This is a genomic window from Yoonia sp. R78084, assembly GCF_044595625.1.
Classification (GTDB): Bacteria; Pseudomonadota; Alphaproteobacteria; order Rhodobacterales; family Rhodobacteraceae; genus Yoonia.
In genome coordinates, this window is sequence record NZ_CP138993.1 from 3,123,488 (window position 1) to 3,145,091 (window position 21,604).

General features: G+C 57.9%; 14 protein-coding genes. 5 read left to right on the forward strand and 9 right to left on the reverse strand.

Annotated elements, in window-relative coordinates; all coding sequences use genetic code 11:
• Window positions 1–49: 49 nt before the first annotated feature.
• The 7 genes from addA to regB all read right to left on the reverse strand — a co-directional run bounded on the left by addA (window position 50) and on the right by regB (window position 11,480).
• The gene (gene addA, locus SJY29_RS15680) at window positions 50–3,388 is read right to left on the reverse strand and encodes a double-strand break repair helicase AddA (RefSeq protein ID WP_400084641.1); all 3,339 of its coding nucleotides are present in this window, start codon (window positions 3,386–3,388) and stop codon (window positions 50–52) included.
• Window positions 3,385–6,312, reverse strand: a complete 2,928-nt coding sequence (gene addB, locus SJY29_RS15685) for a double-strand break repair protein AddB (protein ID WP_400084644.1) — start codon at window positions 6,310–6,312, stop codon at window positions 3,385–3,387. Before addB ends, addA begins: the two co-directional genes overlap by 4 nt.
• Window positions 6,305–6,976 (reverse strand): nucleotidyltransferase family protein, encoded by a 672-nt coding sequence (locus SJY29_RS15690; RefSeq protein WP_400084647.1) that lies wholly within the window; start codon window positions 6,974–6,976, stop codon window positions 6,305–6,307. Before SJY29_RS15690 ends, addB begins: the two co-directional genes overlap by 8 nt.
• Window positions 6,973–7,944, reverse strand: a complete 972-nt coding sequence (locus SJY29_RS15695; RefSeq protein ID WP_400084650.1) for an aminoglycoside phosphotransferase family protein — start codon at window positions 7,942–7,944, stop codon at window positions 6,973–6,975. Before SJY29_RS15695 ends, SJY29_RS15690 begins: the two co-directional genes overlap by 4 nt.
• Complete coding sequence (gene tsaE, locus SJY29_RS15700; RefSeq protein ID WP_400084653.1) at window positions 7,937–8,401, reverse strand: tRNA (adenosine(37)-N6)-threonylcarbamoyltransferase complex ATPase subunit type 1 TsaE; 465 nt, start codon at window positions 8,399–8,401, stop codon at window positions 7,937–7,939. Before tsaE ends, SJY29_RS15695 begins: the two co-directional genes overlap by 8 nt.
• Before the next feature lie 41 nt (window positions 8,402–8,442).
• Entirely contained in the window at window positions 8,443–9,999 is a 1,557-nt protein-coding gene (locus SJY29_RS15705; RefSeq protein WP_400084656.1) for a PAS-domain containing protein, read from the reverse strand.
• Between the two features lie 77 nt (window positions 10,000–10,076).
• Window positions 10,077–11,480 (reverse strand): sensor histidine kinase RegB, encoded by a 1,404-nt coding sequence (gene regB / locus SJY29_RS15710; protein WP_400084659.1) that lies wholly within the window; start codon window positions 11,478–11,480, stop codon window positions 10,077–10,079.
• A gap of 192 nt (window positions 11,481–11,672) precedes the next feature.
• On the opposite strand from regB, the gene SJY29_RS15715 reads away from it, so the two are divergent.
• The gene (locus tag SJY29_RS15715) at window positions 11,673–12,224 is read left to right on the forward strand and encodes an ActR/PrrA/RegA family redox response regulator transcription factor (RefSeq protein WP_055295221.1); all 552 of its coding nucleotides are present in this window, start codon (window positions 11,673–11,675) and stop codon (window positions 12,222–12,224) included.
• On the opposite strand, the gene ppsR is transcribed toward SJY29_RS15715, so the two are convergent.
• The gene (gene ppsR, locus SJY29_RS15720) at window positions 12,221–13,648 is read right to left on the reverse strand and encodes a transcriptional regulator PpsR (protein WP_400084663.1); all 1,428 of its coding nucleotides are present in this window, start codon (window positions 13,646–13,648) and stop codon (window positions 12,221–12,223) included. The genes SJY29_RS15715 and ppsR overlap by 4 nt on opposite strands.
• Before the next feature lie 35 nt (window positions 13,649–13,683).
• Window positions 13,684–14,481, reverse strand: coding sequence for a B12-binding domain-containing protein (locus tag SJY29_RS15725; RefSeq protein ID WP_400084666.1), 798 nt, complete (start codon window positions 14,479–14,481; stop codon window positions 13,684–13,686).
• 275 nt (window positions 14,482–14,756) lie between these two features.
• Here SJY29_RS15725 and bchF point away from each other — a divergent pair, with 275 nt between their 5' ends.
• Genes bchF through SJY29_RS15745 form a run of 4 tightly spaced genes read left to right on the forward strand, consistent with a single transcriptional unit; the run spans window position 14,757 to window position 21,592 of the window.
• Entirely contained in the window at window positions 14,757–15,257 is a 501-nt protein-coding gene (gene bchF / locus SJY29_RS15730; protein ID WP_400084669.1) for a 2-vinyl bacteriochlorophyllide hydratase, read from the forward strand.
• On the forward strand, window positions 15,254–16,537 hold the full coding sequence (locus SJY29_RS15735) for a ferredoxin:protochlorophyllide reductase (ATP-dependent) subunit N (RefSeq protein ID WP_400084672.1): 1,284 nt from the start codon (window positions 15,254–15,256) through the stop codon (window positions 16,535–16,537). Before bchF ends, SJY29_RS15735 begins: the two co-directional genes overlap by 4 nt.
• Window positions 16,534–18,057 (forward strand): ferredoxin:protochlorophyllide reductase (ATP-dependent) subunit B, encoded by a 1,524-nt coding sequence (gene bchB, locus SJY29_RS15740; protein ID WP_400084675.1) that lies wholly within the window; start codon window positions 16,534–16,536, stop codon window positions 18,055–18,057. Before SJY29_RS15735 ends, bchB begins: the two co-directional genes overlap by 4 nt.
• The gene (locus tag SJY29_RS15745) at window positions 18,047–21,592 is read left to right on the forward strand and encodes a magnesium chelatase subunit H (protein WP_400084677.1); all 3,546 of its coding nucleotides are present in this window, start codon (window positions 18,047–18,049) and stop codon (window positions 21,590–21,592) included. The genes bchB and SJY29_RS15745 overlap by 11 nt, the downstream gene beginning before the upstream one ends.
• Window positions 21,593–21,604: the final 12 nt, after the last annotated feature.

Genomic DNA, 21,604 nt, shown 5'->3' on the forward strand with positions numbered 1-21,604 from the left:
CTTGGCGAAATGCGTTGAAGTGGGAAACTAGGTACCCTGTCCATGATGGTCAAGATGTCGCAAGCGTGTTCAGGGCTTCGTGAAGATGCTCTTGCGATAAAGTGGTCAAGGTTCCGGTGTGGGTCCAGAGAATAGCAGTCCTGATTGTATGATCGGGATAGATTTGCCGGAGCGCGCTGTCATAGGCGGCAAGCTGGCGCGCGAGCCCGATGGGCGTATCCTCGGGTTTTGTCGGTACCAGACGGTTCGATTTATAGTCGATCGCGGTGATTGTATCGGGCCCGATCAGCAGGCGGTCGATTGTGCCATGGATGCGGCCAAGTTGGGGAATGTCGGCGGTGATGTCGACCTCGTTCAAGGCATCAGCGCCCCAGATCCAAGCCAGATCAGGGTTGTCGATCAGTGCCATCACCTCTTCGACCAAGGCCGTGTCATCATTTTGCAAAAGTTGCAGACCAAGGGCGTGCCGGTCTGCAGGGGCGGCCATCGGGAGATGCTCGAGAAGCTTATGGATCTGCGTGCCGCGTTCCATCGCGTCTTCTTCGTTGTCACCCGCGGGATCACCTTTGAGGATTTTGTCGCCTTTCAATTCAGAAGGCGAGATGGTCTTGGTCTGTGCCGGAATGGGGAGTTCACCGAATGCGGGCAGCGTGACCTGCGTTTTCTTGACGGGTGACTTTTCCTGCAGGGCGGGCGCATCCCATGTCAGCTCTGAAACGCGACGTAACTTAAGATCACCCAGTTTCGCGTCATAATCACCGCAGGCGCGCATGCCGTCGGCGACGATATTGTACCAGCTTGCATCGCCCTCACCCACATCACCTGCCGCCCCAACGATCAGCCATTTTTCGGCGCGGGTCATTGCAACGTAAAGCAGGCGCAGGCGTTCGCGGGTTTGTTTGGCGATAACATCCTCGCGCAGGGCCATGACCGCAGGGGCTGCAGATTTGGCAGGGGGCTTCCAGATGACATCGTCGTCCGCTGGCAGGATTTCCTGTTTGACCTGTACATCGCGTTTCGCGGTATCGGGCAGAATGACGATTGGTGCCTCGAGCCCCTTTGCGCCATGCACTGTCATCACACGGATCTGGTCGCCTTGGCTGTCCATCTGGCGTTTCACCTCGAGATCATCGGTGTCCATCCACGACAAAAATCCGGTGAGGCTCGGCACAGCGGTATTTTCATAGGCGAGCGCCTGAGACAGCAGCGCGTCGATCCCGTCCTCGGCCTCTGGCCCTAGTCGCGCCAGTAATTTGCGCCGCCCGTCATGGCGGGTCAGGATACGTTCGATCAGGTCGTAAGGGCGCAGGAAATCCGCCTTACTGCGCAGATCATTCAGGATCGCCAGCGTTTCGGGGTAATCCCCATTGCGGAGTGTTTCCCATAGATAGGCCTTCTCGGGACGGTGATGTGCGAGGGTGAAAAGATCTTGCTCGCTCCAGCCGAACAGCGGCGACCGTAGGGCGGCGGCAAGTGACAGATCGTCTTCGGGCAGCGCCAGAAACCGCAGCACCGCGGCAAGGTCTTTGACCGCAAGTTCCGCCCCCACACGGAGCCTGTCCGCCCCGGCGATTTGCAGGCCCGCCGATTTGCAGGCGCGGATGATTTCGGCGAAAAGCTCGGACCGGCGCTGCACAAGGATCAGGAAATCGCCTTCGGTGATCGGCCGACGGATAAAGTCGCCGGTGTTTCCTATCTCTTCGGGGATGGTTTCTTGGGCGATCATATGTTTGATCTTTTCCGCCACGCGCTGGGCCATCAGAACGGTGTGGTCGGTGCTGCTGGGTTCATCGACGGGCTTGAACCATTCGCGGTCGGGCGCGGCCTCGGATTTTTCGATCACGGGCCACAGATCAACACGACCGGGCATGTTTTCCTTGAACGCACGGTGGCTCAGGTTGTCGTCCATGCCCGCCGCGCGGTCACCTGTGAATGTCTTGTCCACCACCGTCAGAATGGCCTGCGAAGAGCGAAAGGAATAGTCGAGGGAGGTTTCGTTGAATGGTTTTGAAATCGCGGCATGGGTCGCCTCGAAATGGGCCTTCATCTTGTCAAAGGCTGCCGGATCCGCCCCCTGGAACGAATAGATCGACTGCTTTTTATCACCGACGATGAAAACCGTGCGCTCGCGGTCCATGCGCGCGCCCTCGCCTGTAGCGAATTCCTGAGTCAATTGTTCGATCACTGCCCATTGGGTCGGGCTGGTGTCCTGTGCTTCATCGACAAGAATGTGGTCGATGCCACCATCAAGCCGGAACAGCACCCACTGCGCCACATCACGGTCGGTCAAAAGCGCCTTGGCTTTGCGAATCAGATCGTCAAAATCGAGCATCCCCATCGCCAGTTTGCGCGCGGCGTAGGCGGGCACAAAGACGCGGGCGAAATTGTAAAGTGCGATGGTGCGGTCAAACGCGATGAGGCCGAGGCGATAGGGGCGCATGTCCTCGACCTGCCCCATGATCGGCTCAATCTGTTCCATAAGTTCGGCGTTTGCTTCGCGGGTTTTCTTGGTGGGCAGTTTGCCAATCTTGGCGCCGAAAGGTGCGGCGGCGCCCTCTCCGAACAGAAAGACATTTTCAAGGATGGCAAGCGCGTCATGTGGTGAAAGGGACCCTGACAGCAGCGGGCGCAGGGCGTTTGCGGCTTTGACGTCGGTAACCGATCCGGTGGAACAAGCGTTGATGAACTGCGCAATCAGGTCCTTGTCAAAGATATCATTGTAGAGCGTTTCAACCGTCAGCGCTTGTGGTATTTCCAGGATATCGCAAAGCCGCGCAAGATCCGGCTCTTGTGTGAAATGGTCGCCCTTCCCTGCAATCTCGGCGGTGAACTTTGCCAGATCATCGCCTGTGAACAGCGCAAGCAGTTGGTGCACGACCTCTGCCCTTGGCCCCAAGACCATTTCATCCACCACCTCGGCGCGGAGGATTTCGGCAGCGCGGTCTTCCATCTCGCGGAACTGCGGGCTGACCTGTGCTTCAAGTGGAAACCGCCGCAGAACGCCCGCACAGAACGAGTGGATGGTCTGGATTTTCAAACCTCCGGGCGTTTCAATGGCGCGGGCGAAAAGTGTCCGCGCCTGTGCCAGCTGCGCCGCATCAATTGTGCGATCAACACCCAACGTTTGCAGGGCGCGGCGCAAGTCATGCTCGGGCATCATGGCCCATTCGCCAAGGCGCTGGAACAGGCGGTTCTGCATCTCGGCGGCAGCAGCTTTGGTATAGGTCAGGCACAGGATATTCTGCGGCGACACCTTATCCAGCAACAACCGTGCAACACGGTCGGTCAGCACACGGGTTTTACCCGATCCGGCATTGGCGGACAGCCATGTCGAGGTGCCGGGATTGGCGGCGTCGACCTGTCTTTGGGTGGCCGCGTCGCGGATCATGTCAGCACCTGCGGGGTCGGCGCATCATGCGTGTCCCATTCGCCAAAGCGGGACAGGTGGTCATAGTCGCTTATGTCGGTCTTCGAAAACAGCGCGAGGCGGGCGGTGTAGCCGCGGCTGATGTCTTGCCATGCCGCGAAAAGCGCTTCGAGTTCTTCCCAGACCTGTTCGGGCGGGTGTTTGTCCAGTGGCGCGTCGCTGTTTTTCATCGTGGTGTTCACGCCGATAAATGTGGCTGCCAGAACTGGTTTGCTACCCACATCACGGAACGCGCCGCGTTCGACCATCGCGGCCTCGAGCAAGAGTTGTTTGTCGAATTTTTCCTGCTGCGGGCCGGTAGGCACGGCACCGGTCTTATAGTCATAGATCAACGCTCCGTCTGATGGTGTCAGATCAATCCGGTCGGCTTTGCAGGTTAGCGTTACGCCGGACGGGGCGACGATGATTTCTCCGAATTTTTCAAGCAACCGGTCAGGGGCCAGCGCCTGACGCGCGCCCTCATCGGCGAGGAACTGATCGACTGAGCGGGCCAGTCGGGCCATCCATTGCGCGCGGATTGTGGGCCACGGGCAATCTTGCACAAACACGTCTTCGGCGATTTTCAAGAGCGCAGCGCGGTCATTGGGGCCATGGCCAGCGGCAATGAAAACTTCAAGGATTTTATGGATCAGCGTGCCCCGCAAAGGTGCATCGGCGCTGGGCACCAGCGGGTCGAGCGCCTTCAGCCGCAGAGTTTTCCGCGCATAGATTGCAAAGGGATCGCGGATCAGGGTTTTAATTTCCGTAACCGAAAATTTCTGGGGCCGCGCGTCGATGGGTGGACAGGGTGAAGGGCGCGGTTCGAGTTTGGTCTTCTCGTTGGGCGCAGAGAGGGCTTCGGCCATTGCGCACCAGCGATCACCCTCTTCGCGCATGGCTTTCAGCGCGTCCTCCCCACCCTGTTCGGGTAATCCTTTGAGCAGGTTTGTCAGCCGGTTTACCCAGCGGGACGGGACGGTTTCTGCGTCCGCCGAACGTTTCGCGCGCGTGATCCAGACCTCGCGCCCGGCAACCGCCTGCTGGTAATCATGCGCGGACAGACCGATCCGGCGTTCCGGCAGCAAGAGCCCTGCTTTGGCCCGCATCATGCGATTGAGCCACGGATCAGGTGGTGGTGCCTCGGGCCAGACGCCATCGTTCATACCGCCAAGGATCGTCAAGTCCACGCCTTGCACCCGTGCCTCTAGAGTGCCCCAGATCAGGATACCGGGGTGGCCAGCGTCCCGGTCGCGCACGACGCCTTCGGCGATGACCGCACTGAAAAGGGCGGTGTAATCGCGCGCGGTCATAGTACCGCCGGCGCTGGCGGCCTGTATCAGGTTGTCGCAAATCTTGCGGGCCTCGCGCCCTGCGGCCTCGTCCCAAAGACCGCCTGTGCCATCGGCTTCCGGCCCAGCGGCGAGTTTTTCTGCGCGCGCCAGATGATCGCCGAGATGATCAGCGAGTGGTCTTGCGCCAACCGTGTCCAGACCTGTCACAAGACCGGCAAGCCAAGCACCCCAATCCGCGCGCCCTGATCCGTTCTTTGCCCAGGTCTGCAGGTCATCAGCCGTCGGAAACGGGGGTCCAAAGCGGCGCAGGTGCAACTCCAGATCGCGGGTGTGGCGCAGGTGATCGCCTCGGTCGGGATGCTCGGAATGGCACAGCGGATGTTTCAACAGCGTCAGCAAGGCCTCTCCCGTTAAGGGCTTGCCGAAAAGGTCTGCGACATGGCGCAGAAACCGTCCCGGCGGTGATAGCGCGAGCGGGATGCCCGCGCTGTCATCAGGTTTGATATTCCAGCGATCCAGGGCCGCCGTAACCTGACGGGTCAGCATACGGTCAGGGGAAATCAGCGCGGCGGTGATGCCGTCTTCAGCGGCCTGGCGCAAACGCAGCGCGATGGTTTCGGCCTCGGCGCGTGGCGATGCGGCCTCGACGAGTGTGAGGCCTTTGGTTGCTTTATGCAGATCCCCAAGCTTGGGCCCTTCAGCCAGCCATTGATCGGTGACAGGTGCCGGACGGAGCGATAGGGACACAAGCGCATTGCGTTCGGGGTGGACAGGTTGATGGTCCGACCATGATCTGACGTCGTCCTGCGCGAAACCGATGATATCCATCAAGCGGCGGAAGCGGTATTGCGGGTGATCCTCGGCGGTCATGTCATCGTCCATCCCGTCCCAGACATGGGCGGGCAGATCGAAATCAAAACCGGGCAGGATGATCGCGCCTTGCGGCAGTGTCGCCACCGCCTGCATGAACAGCGCCGTCGCGCCGCGCGATCCGGTCGAGCCCGCGATGATGACCGGATGATCGGGTGGCGTGACTTGCCAGCGGGCGGCCAGCGTTTCGATGACCATGCGTTGGCGTGCCTCTTTGTCGGGCGCTTGGTCTTGGTCGTCAAAATAGCGGGTGATGATTTTGACGAATTTGAGGGTGCGTTCCCAATGGCCGGATTCGTCGGCAACTTCGAGATTGGCGATCGTGTCGGGGTTGACGCCCTCGCCCTGCATTTCGTCCATCAGTTTCGCAAGGCTGTCGGAAAGATCGTAGAGCGCTGCGCGCGGTGCAAGATCGGGCTGTTGTTCCAGCAATTTGGCTACGAATTGGGACAGTTCCAACCGCCTGTGCAGTGGTGAAACCGCTGGCGGCAAGGCAAGCGAAACCGGATCATTGGCGAGGTCTGTGATCAGCCTGATCCGTGGCAACAAGCGCGGTGGCCCTGCGTCAAAGACGGCCCTGATCCGGCGCTGCATCCGTGTTGTGTTGACGTAGATTTGGACCCTTGCAAGATCATTGGGCGCCATTCCAGCCGTGCGGTCCAGGAGCCCTGTAACCAACCCGTCAGCGAAATCCACGCCGGGGGGACTTGCAAAGATGCGAGGGGCTTTGCCAGGGTCAAACATGCAGCATATCCTCGACCAGAGGGATGCTTTCAGGCTGGCCGACATCGCACCATTTGCCCACAAAACGTGTGCCAAAAAGCCCGCCGCGTGCTGCGATGATGTCCCATGCGGCGTTCATGGAAAACGCGGTGTCCGTGATCTCGCCCAGCACATCGGTCCGGATAATCTGGAGACCCGTGTAGATATCTTCCGGCGCGCGTTTCAGCCGTCCGTCCTTGTTGATCTCGAAATCACCTTTGCCCAGATGGCCCACCACATCTTTCTTGTCGACCAGCAGCATCAGCGCCTCCATCTCGGGGCGCCAAGCGTTGAGGATCTGTGTGATCGGGTTCTGCCCCTGCCACACCGCATCTGTGTTCATCGTCAGGACCGGACTGGCGTCCAACAGTGGCAAGGCTTTCTTGAGGCCGCCGCCTGTTTCCAGAAGTTGTGCACTCTCGTCTGAAAAAGTGATGTTCTGGCCCGCCAGATGCTGCCGGATCATCTCGCCGTGGTAGTGCAGGTTCACGACTTTCCGACCGACTGCGGCCGCGTTTGCGATATCCAGCGCATGGTCGATCAGTGCTTTGCCGGCCACGTTGATCAGCGGTTTTGGCCGGTCTTTGGTTAGCGGGCCCATACGGGTGCCACGCCCAGCGGCGAAAAAGAGAATGGGCAATGTCATGTCGCGCGCCCCGCAAGCCGAGTTGCGGTGGGTTCGGGGACCAGATCTATCACTGCCTGTCGCAGTGTTGCCAGCGCGGGATCTTGCAGGTCTTCCATGATGTGTGCCCAGACGCGGGGCATGAATGCGGTGTAACGTGGTTTGTTGAGCGTGCTGACCAAGCGGGCGAAAACGCCTAGGATGCGCAGGTTGCGCTGCACACCAAGGCAGGCAAGTGATGTGCGGAATGGTGTTGTTGCTTTGGTATGTGCGCCGAAATAAGTGATCATGTCCTCAACGATTGCAGGGCTCACATCACGCCGTGCATCCCGCAAGAGCGACGCAAGATCATAGCCGGGCGGTGCGATGAAGGCATCCTGGAAATCAAGCAGACCAACCTGATCTATGCCTGTTTTCCCTGCCCGCCAGATCAGGTTTTCGGCGTGATAGTCACGCAATGCCAGCACCGATGGCTCGGGCGCGAATTCTTCGAGGGATTTTTTGACCTCGGTGCAAAGGTCTGCAACGGATGAGTGGGTATAGTCGGTGCCGACGATCTCAACCATCTCTGCGCCAATGGCAGGGGTCAGATGTTTGAGGTGCGGCGGCGGCGGAAGACCTTCCAGCTTTAGCAGGACGGTCGTCGCAGAGTGATAAAGCCTCCCCTCATCTGTTGGGGTTCTGCGCAACCATTGCGCATAGTCAGTTGTCCCAAGGTCACTCAGCAAAAGCAGCCCATTCTTGGCATCGTGCAGCAGTATATCAGGGGCAGCAAAGCCCGCCTTGCGCAACAGCGTTGCGATTTCGACGAAGGGTACAGTGTCTTCGCCGTTCTCGGGCGGGGCATCCATCAGGATCACCGACTGGCCCTTTGAGGATAACCGACGATAACGTCGGGCCGAGGCATCACCGGCCAAGGGTGCGTGTGTCCAGTCCTGCCATGCAGTTTCAATCAGGAAATCATGGATAAGAGCGTTGCGGTCAGACATGCAGGCCCTCAAGACGTTCAGGCCACGGGTCTGGTCCGCTGATCGTGACGTGATGCGCATCACTGCTTGCCACAAAGGATAGGGTGAGCGCGGAGGCAGGGGCTGCCTCGCCCAGTCTGTCAGGCCATTCGATCAGACAGATGGCGGTCTCAAACGCCTCGTCCAGCCCCAACTCGAGCGCTTCGTCAGGGTGGGTCAACCGGTAAAGATCACAGTGCCAGATATCGCCGCGCGGGTCTTCATAGGTTTGGACCAGCGTAAAGGTGGGTGACGGCACGTCTTCCATCCGGCCAAGTCGGGCGCGGATGACGCCGCGCGCAAAAGCGGATTTTCCGGCCCCGATCTCACCCTCCAGCAAAAGCGTATCGCCAGGCAAAAGCCGTGCTGCGATTTGCGAGGCCAATGCGCCGGTGACGCCTTCATCGGCGAGGGAAAACTCAAACAGGGTGCGGGCCATGCACCGACATTATGGGGTTGCGCGGTGCCTGCAAGCAGAAATCAGCGCTTCATCAATTGTATCGCGGGATCAGCGGCCATCAGCTTTGTAAACTCGGGCCGTTTTGGCCGCGCGACAGAGAAACGCAGCATCGTCATGCCGCCCGAAATCGGGTTGGCTTGGCAATGAAGCTGCCGCCCGTCATCCAGCAAAACATCATCGTCCCACGGTTGCCGTGTACCAAGCTGCTGGATGAAATCGCACAGATTGTTCCAGATGGGCGATGGAATAGACTGGTTCTTCCAGATACGCATTTCAGACTGTAGGACACGATGTTCGAGGATGTGGTCCGTGTTGCTGGCCCAGAGATCGGCATAGGCCTGATTGGACATCACCAGAGTACCCGCAGAGGAGAACACCGCGATCGCGTCCGGAAGCGTGTCAAGGACGGCCTGCCCTGTTTCAATATCCAGCCGGAAACGCCGCGTGAGCGAGACCTCGGCGCTAATATCTTCGAACAGAAGTGCAAAAGCGCCGTCAGGATAGGGCCGCCCTGTCACACGGTATGTCTGCCCGTCGGGAAGAGACCAGTTTTTGCTGTAAGTACCTTCCTTGGCGGCCGTTTCGACGGCTGTGAATTGTTCGCGCCAGGTCACATAGTTTTTGGGTTCTGGCATCATGCGCATTTCACGCAACCGGTCGAGTACCGTGTCGATTGTTGGGCTGGCGCTCAGAAAATCGACCGGAAGGTTGGTCATATCGAGCAGTGCCGGATTGAACATGGTCAACTGCCTGTTGTTGTCAAAGATGGCAATGCCGATGGATAATTCGGCAAAGGTCTTGCCAAGGGTTTTGACGAATTCGGTGCGTGCTGTGTCTGCCCGCACCACATCGGTGGCGTCATTGGCAAAGTGCAGATAGCCGTCTGCGTGTTTGACGGTAGAAATGTCAAACCAGCGCTCTCTGCGGTCGCCAGCCAGTTTTACGGAAACTCTGCGGTCAGGGGTGTCGCCAGCGTATTTCGACGGCTCGAAAAGCGACATCTGGCGATGGCGTTTCAGCAGGTTCGCATAGGCATCATTTGCCCAAAGTAAATGCCCTTTGCTGTCTTCCTGCCAGATCAGTTGCGGGGAATTGGCGGCGATGCTTTGCATCAATGCGGCCTGTTTGTCGCGTGCTGCATCGCTTAACCGGTTGGTGGCTGCTTGATACGCAGGGGTTTCGTCACCCATGAGTGAAACGCGCAACTGTTGGTTGACGCGCTGGATCGCCACAAAAACAGACCGATCGCTTTCACTGCGGATTTGGCAATGCGCGGCACTCACATCCGAGAGCCGCTCTCTGAGCGTGGGAAACTCTACCTCCAGCGCCACGAGCATCGCATCCATATCGGTAAGGTTACGGGGGCTATTGTTGATCAAAGCCCAAGCCTGTGTTGTCGCATCAACGAGATCGTTGTCGTGAAACAGAAAAACAGCACCCTCATCCGGATGGGATTGGGTATTCATTTGCGTCATGGTGCCGAATGCACCGCTTGCACGCAAAACAGACATGATGACCATAGCGCCAAGAACAGCCGCAACCAAGATGGACCCATACTCGACCAAATTGATTGTCATTTTCCGTCCGATCCTGTCACTGCTTGGCGCGAGCATCCGTCAGGAAAGTTAATGTGGTGTTAATACTGGAAACAATGTCAGGGCCAACTCGGGATTGGTTGGTTCTTGCCCAGAGGGGTATCATTGGCCTGTCCACGCAAAAGCAGCGCATCGCTGGGCCAGCTGACCTCGACCACAGCACCGCCTGTCGGATGGCCCGTCCAACTCGCGTGACCGGGGCGGCGGCTATTGGAAAATGAAAGCGTGGCACCCGACCGTTCCAGCAACGTCTTGGCGATAAACAGTCCCAGGCCCATTCCCTCATAGCCGGGTCTGCGCGCACCATCTTCTGAAAAACGCCGTCGGCGTACGTAGGGGTCGCCGATGCGCCCGATGACGGACTGCGGAAAACCACGGCCATCGTCAGAGATCTTGATGTTGATCTGAGTATCAGACCACGTCACGTCTATGGTGACGTGAGATTCCGAAAAATCGACAGCGTTCTGGATCAGGTTGCGCAAACCGTGGATGATTTCCGGGCGCCTTTGGATATTGGGTTGTGTCAAATTCGCGCCATCCAGCGGAAAGATATTGAATTCAACGTCCTTGCCGCGGTTCCGGTGCGGTTCGGCGGCTTCTCTGACAACAATTTCGATGGGTGCGTTGCGCAGATGAAGATCATCTTTCCCGACCCGTCCCATCGAGCGCAGAATATCGCGGCACCGGTCCGCCTGAGAGCTGATCAGCTCGGCATCATCCAGCAGATCGGGGCGGTCGGCCAGTTCTTCTTTCAACTCGCTGCTGACAAGTTTGATTGTCGCAAGTGGTGTACCCAATTCATGCGCGGTTGCGGCGACAACACCGCCAAGGTCGGTGAGCTTTTGTTCGCGTGACAAGGCCAGTTGTGTTGCCAGCAATGCCTCGTTCATTGCGTTCATTTCGGATGTGACCTGCCGTGCATAGAAGGCCAAAAACACCAGGCTGATCAGTAGTGCGACCCAAAATCCGAACTGGAACAGGACGGGAAGCACCAAAACAACGCCGTCTGATGTGATCAGCGGCAGGTTATAGCGGCTGATAATCGTGATGATCGTGATGGCGGCCAGCCCCAGAAAGATCGTGCTGCGCAGGTGAAGAACGGTGGCCGAAATTGTCACCGGCGCCAGCACAAGCATTGCAAAAGGGTTGTTCAAGCCACCGGTCAGATAGAGCAACAGGCTGAGCTGGATCAGGTCGAAGACGAGCCAGAGCGTTGCCTCAAAATCCGAAAGGCGCTTGTTCGATGGGTAGGCGAAAAAGGAGACAAGGTTCGCAATGACTGCGACGGTCACAACAAGTGCCGCCTGCCCGACCGCGATTTCGATGTTGTAAACGCGCACGGCCACAAGAATTGCGATGGCCTGCCCCGCAACGGCAAACCAGCGCAGGGTAACAAGCGTCCGAAGGCGGACCCAATCGGTGCGTTCTTGTCCTCTGATCAGCAAATTCTCTGTGGCCGACATAATCCGCGATCCAATATCAGGTTAAGTTAGGGAGGATAAGCCGATTGCTCAGAGGTTCAATGTGCTTGGAGTTGCCCTGAGCGAATTGTCATTCCCTTCCGTCGTGCAATGAGTTCAGGGGATAAGTACCAGTGATTTGACGACGCTCTGATCTAGCCTATCTCAATTGCAGAAGCATGCATAGGGAAGCGAATGAACACCGTGGCCTTGGATTTGGGTGAAGACAAAAGCTTACTGTTGGTAGACGACGACGAAGCATTTCTGCGGCGTCTGGCCAAAGCAATGGAAAAGCGCGGCTTTGATGTCGAGATGGCTGGCTCTGTCGCGGCAGGAAAGGCGATTTCGACAGCGCGGCCGCCGGCCTATGCTGTTGTTGATTTGCGACTGGAGGACGGCAACGGCCTTGATGTGGTAGAGACATTGCGCGCGCGCCGTCCCGATGCACGCATTGTTGTGCTGACAGGGTACGGCGCGATCGCGACCGCGGTCGCCGCAGTCAAGATTGGTGCGACGGACTATCTGTCAAAGCCGGCAGATGCGACTGACGTGACCAATGCTTTACTTGCTTTGCAGGATGAGTTGCCACCACCGCCGGAAAACCCGATGAGCGCAGATCGTGTGCGTTGGGAACATATTCAGCGGGTCTACGAGCTCTGCGATCGCAATGTGTCTGAGACCGCACGCCGTTTGTCCATGCACAGGCGGACGCTGCAACGTATTCTGGCCAAGCGCAGCCCGCGTTAATCTTCGGCTTCGCCGTCGCGGCTCAAAAGGCCGAATTTCCGGAGTTTCACGTAAAGCGACTGGCGTGACAGACCCAGCATCTCGGCCGCGGCGACGCGGTTGTTCATCGTCAGCTCAACGGCTGTTTCGATACACATCTTCTCAACAACATTGGTCGTTTCCGATACAATGTCTTTCAGGGTCGCACTACCCACCAGCTCGGCAACGGATCGCATGCTTTCGTCGCTGCCGGGGTGCGCGCGCGTTTGGGCAGTCTCACCGCGACTTGCATCGCGCAGCACAAATGCAAAGATCGTCTGCTGACCGGCCATCAACCGCGTCACAGAAATATCCATCGCACGCGGGCTGCCATATTCACCAGCCAGTTTTGTTGCATAGTTGCGCATCCGTCCGGCGCGCTGCGCGTTCTCAGCCATCACTTTGAAATCAACGCTGCCGCGTTGCAAATAGTCGGAAAAACTCCGGCCGCGCACGTTGATATCATGGGCCACATCAATGAGATCGAGGAATGCATCATTGGCAGAAAGCACGTCACCGTTTTCGGCGGTAAACACGATCGCCTCGGGCCCGTCAGCATAGAGTGCATGGAGATTGTGGTTCAGATCGTCCGCGAGTGCGCTGCCTTCACCTTCGGGGACGAGTTTGCAGAGCAGAATGCGTTCACCTGCAGCGCGAAAAAGCGTCGGAAATATTTGTACTGACGACCCGTTACCGCGCAGATCGGCAAGAATGGTCTTTTTTACGCCTGAGATTGCCTGAGATGCCAGTGCATCAACCATATCCCCGCGTTTTCGCCCCTCAAAACAGCCTGAAAGCTGATTGCCGATAAGGTTTTCAAGCGGGCGGTCGATCAATGCGACTGCTGCCGAGTTCGCCTCGGTGATTTCACCGGTGGCAACCGATACAAAAACGATTGCTTCAGAGGTGCTCTCCATCAGCACGCGAAAGCGGGTGTCATATTCGCGCTGGGTTTCATAGTCGCGCTCGAGCGAAAGCTGTGCTTCGACCAATTGCTGCTGCATCTCAGCGATGGGGCGTAAATCGCGACCCAAAAGCAGAATCGCGCCATCAGGCCCGATGCGGTGGAAACTGTATTTGACGGGTGATTCCCACCGATTATCGCCGTCGGTATGGTTCAGCTCAACTGGCCGGACCCGTGACTTGCCATCAAGAAATTCGGACAAACGGCTGTCAAATTTCGATACGCTTTCGATTGTCAGCGTTGTGCGAATGTCCTTGTTTTCCCAATTCTCCAGCTGGCGGAAAGCATCATTGGAAGGATTTACAAGAACAGAAAGGATGGTGCCGGTTCCCGAAATGACCACACCAACGTCTGCGACTTCGGCAATGATATCGCCAAGAATTTCGGGGGCAATCAAAGGGATCGCACCGCTGTTCCAGTATTTGGTTCCGCGGGAAGTCATGGATGACGCCTGTAAGTGAGGACCTTTTTCATGGCTTAGGTCCCGCCCTTGGCGTGCGCTTTGTTCTGCTCGGTTTGTTGTAGGCCGCAAAGTCTCAGGGCCTCATCTGGTCTTTTTGTGGCATAGTCAGCCCCTGTCAGCGCCGTTACGTCATCAGTCTTCTCAACGTCGAGAATAGAGCCGCCGACCACAATAGGACAAGGTTCCTCGCACGAAGTTTTAATAACATCAATGATATGGCGCAACGATTCAAGCGTTTCACCAGCGGATGAAGATATAAATACGGCTTCAAACCTAGTACGTGACAGCCGAATGGCAATATCTTCCGGTTTGCCGCCCAAAATCAGCTTCACAGAAAAGCCCTTGCGCCGCAGTTGGCTGCTGAGAACAATCGCGCCAAGCGTGTGATACACTTCTTGCGGTACAATCAACAGAATTGACGCGTTTTCGTTCTGCGTCGCGCTATCGCTTGCCCAGTTGGGCCCCAATGCGCGCATCATGGCTTGCAACCGCGATACACCTATTGTCACCCCTGCAAAACTAAGCTGATCCACGCACCACAGGTCACCCATATCACGCGCAAGGGCCGGAATATAAAAGTCAGCGAGGTCTTCCGGACGTATCCCATCAGCAAGCGCAGTTTTGATCGCACGTCTGCTGGCTTCGGGGTTCTGGCTAAGTGCCGCATCCTTCAAGTCCTCGAAGAGGACAGGATCAAGATGGCGCGAAATATCTTCGGTCACGGCTTCAGCGACACGGCGCCCGACAGCACCCCGTGGCACCTGAGGCACTACCGGCTCTTTCTTGACGCCAAACTTATGACGATCGGCCATTCGCTTGTCCTTTAGCTGAAGTACTGCGCGGAGGCGTTCTATACAGCAATTGCGTCATTGTCAGGTGTGACGTCCGGAATGTCAAAGTAAATTGACATATATAGCGGTCTTGTCCGTGAAAGACTTAAAAAGTCTCATGTAAAATTGATACTTAGGCGCAATTTCGGCACAAGGCCGGCTGTCAGCTACATTCGGTCACAGTGTGTAACTTAAAGTTGACACATGGGGCGAATGACACCTATTCTTGACACAAGACACTGTCAGGGAAACTTAACATGGCCATTGCCGACACGAATACAGCAGGTGTGCAAACACTCGGCAGGCGGCTGTATTCTGATGCAGAGCGGGCCCGCCGTGACGCCACCAAATGGACCCTTGTTCAGGGTATTTTGGCGCCACTCCAGTTCCTCGTATTTCTTGCCTCGCTTGTACTGGTGCTGCGCTACCTGATCACCGGGGCGGGCTATGACGTTGCCACGCTTTCAATCGTCATCAAAACCGGCGTTTTGCTGTTGATCATGGTGACCGGTGCGATCTGGGAAAAAGTCGTCTTTGGGCAGTACCTTTTTGCACCGGCTTTCTTCTGGGAAGATGTGTTCAGCTTTGCGGTTATCGCATTGCATTTGCTTTATATTTTCGCGCTCTACTCAAGCGCGCTATCGCCAAGCGGTCTGATGTATCTGGCGCTTGCGGCGTATGCGGCCTACGTCATCAACGCCGCCCAATTCGTCTGGAAACTGCGCCTTGCGCGGTTGGATGCGGAGGCACGGGCATGAACGTACCTCTCACCCCCACAAACGGCGGCTGCCGGACCGCGCCTATCCTCAAAGAGCGGGGCCAGCGCGAGGTGTTTTGCGGTTTGACCGGCATCATCTGGTTGCATCGCAAGATGCAGGACGCATTCTTTCTGGTGGTGGGCTCACGGACCTGCGCGCATCTGCTGCAATCGGCGGCTGGCGTGATGATTTTTGCCGAACCCAGATTCGGTACAGCGATTCTCGAAGAGCAGGATTTGGCCGGTATGGCCGACGCCCACAAAGAGCTTGATCGCGAGGTTGCCCGCCTCCTGGCGCGTCGTCCTGACATCCGCCAGTTGTTTTTAGTGGGGTCTTGTCCCTCTGAAGTAATCAAAATCGATCTGGCGCGTGCGGCAGAACGTCTCAGCCAGGTGCATGCGCCTCATGTACGGGTGCTGAATTATTCCGGTTCCGGCATCGAGACGACTTTTACCGAAGGTGAAGACGCCTGCCTTGCCTCAATGGTGCCGGTTCTGAAGGATACCAAAGCGCGCGAGTTGCTTGTTGTCGGTGCGCTGCCTGATGTTGTCGAAGATCAGATGGTGTCGCTTCTCACCGATCTGGGTATCGGCCCGATCCGCCTGCTCCCAGCGCGCCGGATTGATGACACGACTGCGGTCGGCGAAAACACGGTGTTTGCGCTGACCCAGCCGTTCCTTGGTGATACGCATGCCGCACTGGAACGTCGTGGCGCACGCCATCTGGCGGCCCCCTTCCCCTTTGGTGATGAAGGTACGACCGCGTGGTTGCGCACGATTGCCACAGAGTTTGGCGTCAGCGCCGAGACGTTCGAAGCCGTCACCGCCGCCCCCCGCGCCCGTGCGCGCAAAGCGATTGCGCAAGCCGCCGAGGCATTGCGCGGCAAATCGGTGTTCTTCTTCCCTGACAGCCAGTTGGAAATCCCGCTTGCACGCTTCCTGACCCGCGAATGCGGCATGACCGCGATCGAAGTGGGCAGCCCCTATATTCACGATGCCCTGCATGGCCCCGATCTTGATCTGTTACCTGCCGGTCCGCAGATTTCCGAAGGGCAGGATGTTGATAAACAACTGGCACGCGCCCGTGCCGCCCGCCCTGACCTCACGGTTTGCGGCCTTGGCCTTGCCAACCCGCTTGAGGCGGAGGGGCTGTCGACCAAATGGGCGATCGAGCTGGTCTTTACGCCCGTCCATTTCTACGAACAGGCGGGTGATTTGGCCGGTCTCTTCTCGCGTCCGCTGCGGCGCAAGGCCGTTCTCCAAATGGAGGTCGCCGAATGAAACTCACCGTCTGGACATATGAAGGCCCGCCCCATGTTGGCGCGATGCGCGTCGCCACCGCGATGAAGGGTCTGCACTATGTGCTGCACGCCCCGCAGGGCGATACCTATGCCGATCTGCTGTTCACGATGATCGAACGCCGCAATCACCGCCCGCCTGTCAGCTATACCACTTTTCAGGCGCGAGATCTGGGTGCCGATACCGCGACCCTGTTCAAAGCATCCTGTCAGGATGCCGTTGACCGGTTCCAGCCCGAGGCGATTATCGTGGGTGCGTCCTGCACTGCGGAATTGATTCAGGATGATCCGGCGGGTCTGGCCGAGACGATGGGGTTGTCGATCCCCGTCATTCCGCTGGAATTGCCAAGCTATAGCCGCAAGGAAAACTTTGGCGCGGATGAGACGTTTTACCAGATCGTGAAAACGCTGGCCCAACCACAAGAGCGCACAGCGCGTGTGACGTGCAACATCTTGGGTCCAACCGCGCTGGGCTTTCGTGCCCGCGATGATGTGGAAGAACTCACTGGGCTTTTGTCCGAAATGGGCATCAACGTGAATGTCGTTGCCCCTTTGAACGCAACACCATCTGATATTGCACGCCTCCCAGCGGCGCATTTCAATGTGTTGCTGTCGCCCGAGACCGGCGAGGCAGCGGCGCGGTTTTTGGAAAAGAACCATAACCAGCCGTTCACCAAGGTTGTGCCGATTGGTGTTGGCGCGACACGCGACTTTATCAAGGAAGTGGTCGCCATCACTGGCAAATCCGTTGCCGTTGATGAAAGCCGCCTGCGGATGCCGTGGTGGTCGCGCTCGGTCGATAGCACCTATCTGACCGGCAAGCGCGTCTTTATCTTCGGCGACGGCACCCATGTTGCCGCCCATGCGCGGATCGCCCGAGACGAGATGGGTTTCGAAGTTGTCGGCATGGGCTGTTACAATCGCGAAATGGCGCGTCCTATTCGGGCGCTGGCCAAGGAATACGGCGTCGACGCCCTGATCACCGATGATTACCTCGAGGTCGAGGCGGCGATTGAGGCGCTGAGCCCTGAAATGATCCTTGGCACCCAGATGGAGCGCCATATCGGCAAGCGTCTGGGCATTCCCTGTGCTGTCATTTCCGCGCCCGTCCACGTGCAGGATTTCCCCGCCCGCTATTCCCCGCAAGTCGGTTTCGAGGGCGCAAATGTCATCTTTGATACGCTGATCCATCCGCTGGTGATGGGTCTGGAAGAGCATCTCTTGACGATGTTCCGCGACGATTTCGAATTCCACGATGATGCCGGCGCGAGCCACCACGGCGGTAAGGCGAAAGCGAAGGTCGAAGAAACCGTGAACGTGCCAGCAGAGCCTCAGGGCGACAATGTGATCTGGCTGTCGGATGCGGAACGCGAGCTGAAAAAGATCCCGTTCTTTGTGCGCGGCAAGGCCCGCCGGAACACGGAAACCTTCGCTTTGGAAAAGGGCCTTCACGAAATCAGCCTTGATACGCTCTATGAGGCAAAGGCACATTATGCGCGATGAAGTGATGCATAAGCCCTACCGCGTGGTGATTGTCACGCTGGATGCCCACGCTGCGGGACCCGCCTTGCGTGTGTCTACGCGCTTGGCACCGGATTTTCCGGGGCTCGACGTGCAGGTGTTTTCTGCCGCTGAGTGGTCTGAATCACCCGATGCATTGACCCGCGCCCGCGATGCTGTTGCGCAGGGTGATATCATCATCGCAAACCTTCTCTTCCTCGAAGAACACGTGAAGGCCATTCTGCCCGCGATGCAGGCCCGCCGCGCGGCATGCGATGCGATGCTGGGTGTCATTGCCGACGGCGAGATCGTCAAACTGACCCGTATGGGTGACTTGGACATGTCCAAGCCTGCCAGCGGTGCCATGGCGCTTTTGAAGAAATTGCGCGGCTCGTCCAAGCCAACTGCCGATAGTGGTGCCAAGCAGATGAAGACGCTGCGCCGCCTGCCCAGGATCCTGAAACTGATCCCTGGCAAGGCCCAGGATCTGCGCGCCTGGTTCCTGGCGATGCAATACTGGCTTGGTGGTTCTGACGACAATGTCGAGCAGATGATCCGCTTCCTGATTGGCCGTTATGCGAACCGTGCCGACTGGCGTGGCGCGCGGGCGGCTCTGCCGATCGAGTACCCTGATGTCGGCCTTTATCACCCTGATCTGCCGGATCATAAGATCGTCACTGACCTTGCTGACCTGCCGCGGCCTGCGACCCCGGTTGCAACGGTCGGTTTGCTGATGCTGCGGTCCTATATCCTTGCCTCTGACTGCGCCCACTATGATGCGGTTATTCGTGCGTTCGAGGCCAAGGGTGTCCGTGTCATCCCTGCTTTTGCTGGGGGTCTCGACGGGCGTCCGGCGATTGAAAACTATTTTCAGGGCAACATTGATGCGCTGGTGTCATTGACCGGATTTTCCCTGATCGGTGGCCCTGCTTATAATGACAGCGATACAGCGGTTGCTGTGCTGGGTGCCTTGAACGTGCCCTATATTGCGGCCCAACCGCTGGAATTCCAGACGCTTGGGCAGTGGGCGCAAAGCGGTCAGGGTCTTGGCCCGATCGAAACGACAATGCTGGTCGCCCTGCCCGAAATAGACGGCGCGACAAACCCGACTGTTTTTGCCGGTCGTCATGGTCTCGGCGGCTGTAATGGCTGTTCGGTCAATTGTGCCGTGCAATCAGATTGCAAGGCGATGGCCCCCTGCCACGAGCGGATTGGAAGCCTCGTTGAAAAGACGCGGCGCTTGGCGCTGCTGCGGCGCAAGGAAAATGCCGAGAAGAAAGTTGGCGTTGTGCTGTTCGGTTTCCCGCCGAATGCCGGTGCCGTTGGCACGGCGGCCTATCTGGGCGTGTTTGAAAGTCTGTTCAACACGTTGAACAAGATGAAAACTGACGGCTATAGCGTTGATGTGCCCGACACGGTTGATGATCTGTGCGCCATGATCTTGCAGGGCAACAGCGCCCAATACGGCCAGCAGGCCAATGTTGCCGCCCATATTGATGCCGACACCATCGTGCGCACCAGCCCGCATCTGGCCGAGGTTGAAGCGGTCTGGGGCCCTGCTCCGGGTAAAATCCAATCTGACGGACGCGGCGTTTATGTGCTGGGGCATCATTTCGGGAATGTTTTTGTCGGCGTGCAGCCTGCCTTCGGGTATGAGGGCGATCCCATGCGCCTTCTGTTCGAGAAAGGCTTTGCCCCGACGCACGCTTTTGTCACCTTCTATCTGTGGCTGCGCAATACGTTCAAAGCCGACGCCTTGCTGCATTTCGGGATGCATGGCGCGCTTGAATTCATGCCGGGCAAGCAGGCGGGTCTGGGGGCTGATGACTGGCCGGACCGTTTGATCGGCGAGATGCCGAATATCTACCTTTATGCCGCGAATAACCCCTCCGAGGCGACACTGGCCAAGCGCCGGTCTAACGCGATTATTGTGACGCATTTGACGCCACCTTTGACCACGGCAGGTTTGTATAAAGGCCTGGCTGATCTCAAGGACAGCCTGACCCGTTGGCGTGAAATGCCCGCCGAGGACAACCAGCGCGCCGATCTGGAACAACTGATCCGTGATCAGGCCCATGCCGTTGATATGAAGGCAGGCGATATTGATGGTCTGTGGCTCAAGCTGTTGGAAACCGAAGGGTCGCTGATTACCGAAGGCATGCATGTTGTGGGCAAACCGTTGTCCGATGCCGCGCGCGCCGAGATGATCGCGATGATGCCAGCGGGCGAGGCGGCGGATCACGCAGCAGAACTACTGAAAGAAGATCACGAACTGCCTGCGCTGATGCGCGCGCTGTCGGGCCATTTTATTGCGCCTGTCCCCGGTGGTGATCTGATCCGTTCGCCCCAGATTGTGCCTACTGGCCGGAATATCCACGCATTCGATCCGTTCCGCATGCCCACTGCATTTGCAATGGCCGAAGGTGCCAAGCAGGCCGATCTCTTGCTGGCAACCCATGCCAGCGTTCCCGGAACCGTTGCCTTGGTGCTTTGGGGGTCTGATAACATCAAATCCGATGGCGGACCGATCGCACAGGCGTTGTCGCTGATGGGCGCTGTGCCACGGTTTGACAATTTTGGCCGCCTTGCCGGTGCCGATCTGATCCCGCTCTCCAAATTGGGACGTCCGCGCATTGACGTGGTGATGACACTGTCGGGCATCTTCCGCGATCTGCTGCCTTTGCAGACCAAGATGTTGGCCGAAGCGGCACTGAAATGCGCCCAAGCCGATGAACCGCTTGCACAGAACTTCATTCGCGCCCATGCGCTGGCCTATGCCGAAGAGATGGGGTCCGATCTGGAAACCGCGGCTTTGCGCGTCTTCAGCAATGCCGAGGGTGCCTATGGGTCGAACGTCAACCAGTTGGTAGATAGCTCTGCCTTTGGCGATGAGGATGAATTGGCCGATGCCTATGAGGCGCGCAAGTCCTTTGCCTATGGCGTAAATGGCAAGGCCGCACAGAACCCCGCCTTGCTGCAAAAGGCGCTGAAAGACGTGGATCTGGCCTATCAGAACCTTGAATCGGTCGAGCTGGGTGTCACCACCGTTGACCATTATTTCGATACGCTGGGTGGCATTTCCCGCGCCGTAAAACGTGCCAAAGGTGGGCAAAGCGCGCCTGTCTATATCGGCGATCAGACCAAAGGGGCCGCCAAAGTGCGGACCCTTCAGGATCAGGTCGCCCTTGAAACACGCAGCCGCAGTCTGAACCCCAAATTCTATGAGGCCCTGCTGAACCACGGCCATGAAGGCGTGCGCCAGATAGAGGCCCATGTGACCAATACGATGGGCTGGTCCGCAACCACCGGTGAAGTTGAGCCTTGGGTTTATCAGCGCCTGTCCGAGACGTTCGTTCTGGACGAGGCGATGCGCAACCGTTTGGCGGCGCTGAACCCGCAAGCCTCGATGCGGATGGCAAACCGCCTGCTTGAGGCATCTGACCGCGCCTACTGGTCACCCGACGAAGACACATTGGCCGCCCTGCAGGACGCAGCGGACGCCCTTGAAGATCGCATGGAAGGGGTCGCAGCAGAATGACCGCTTTCACAA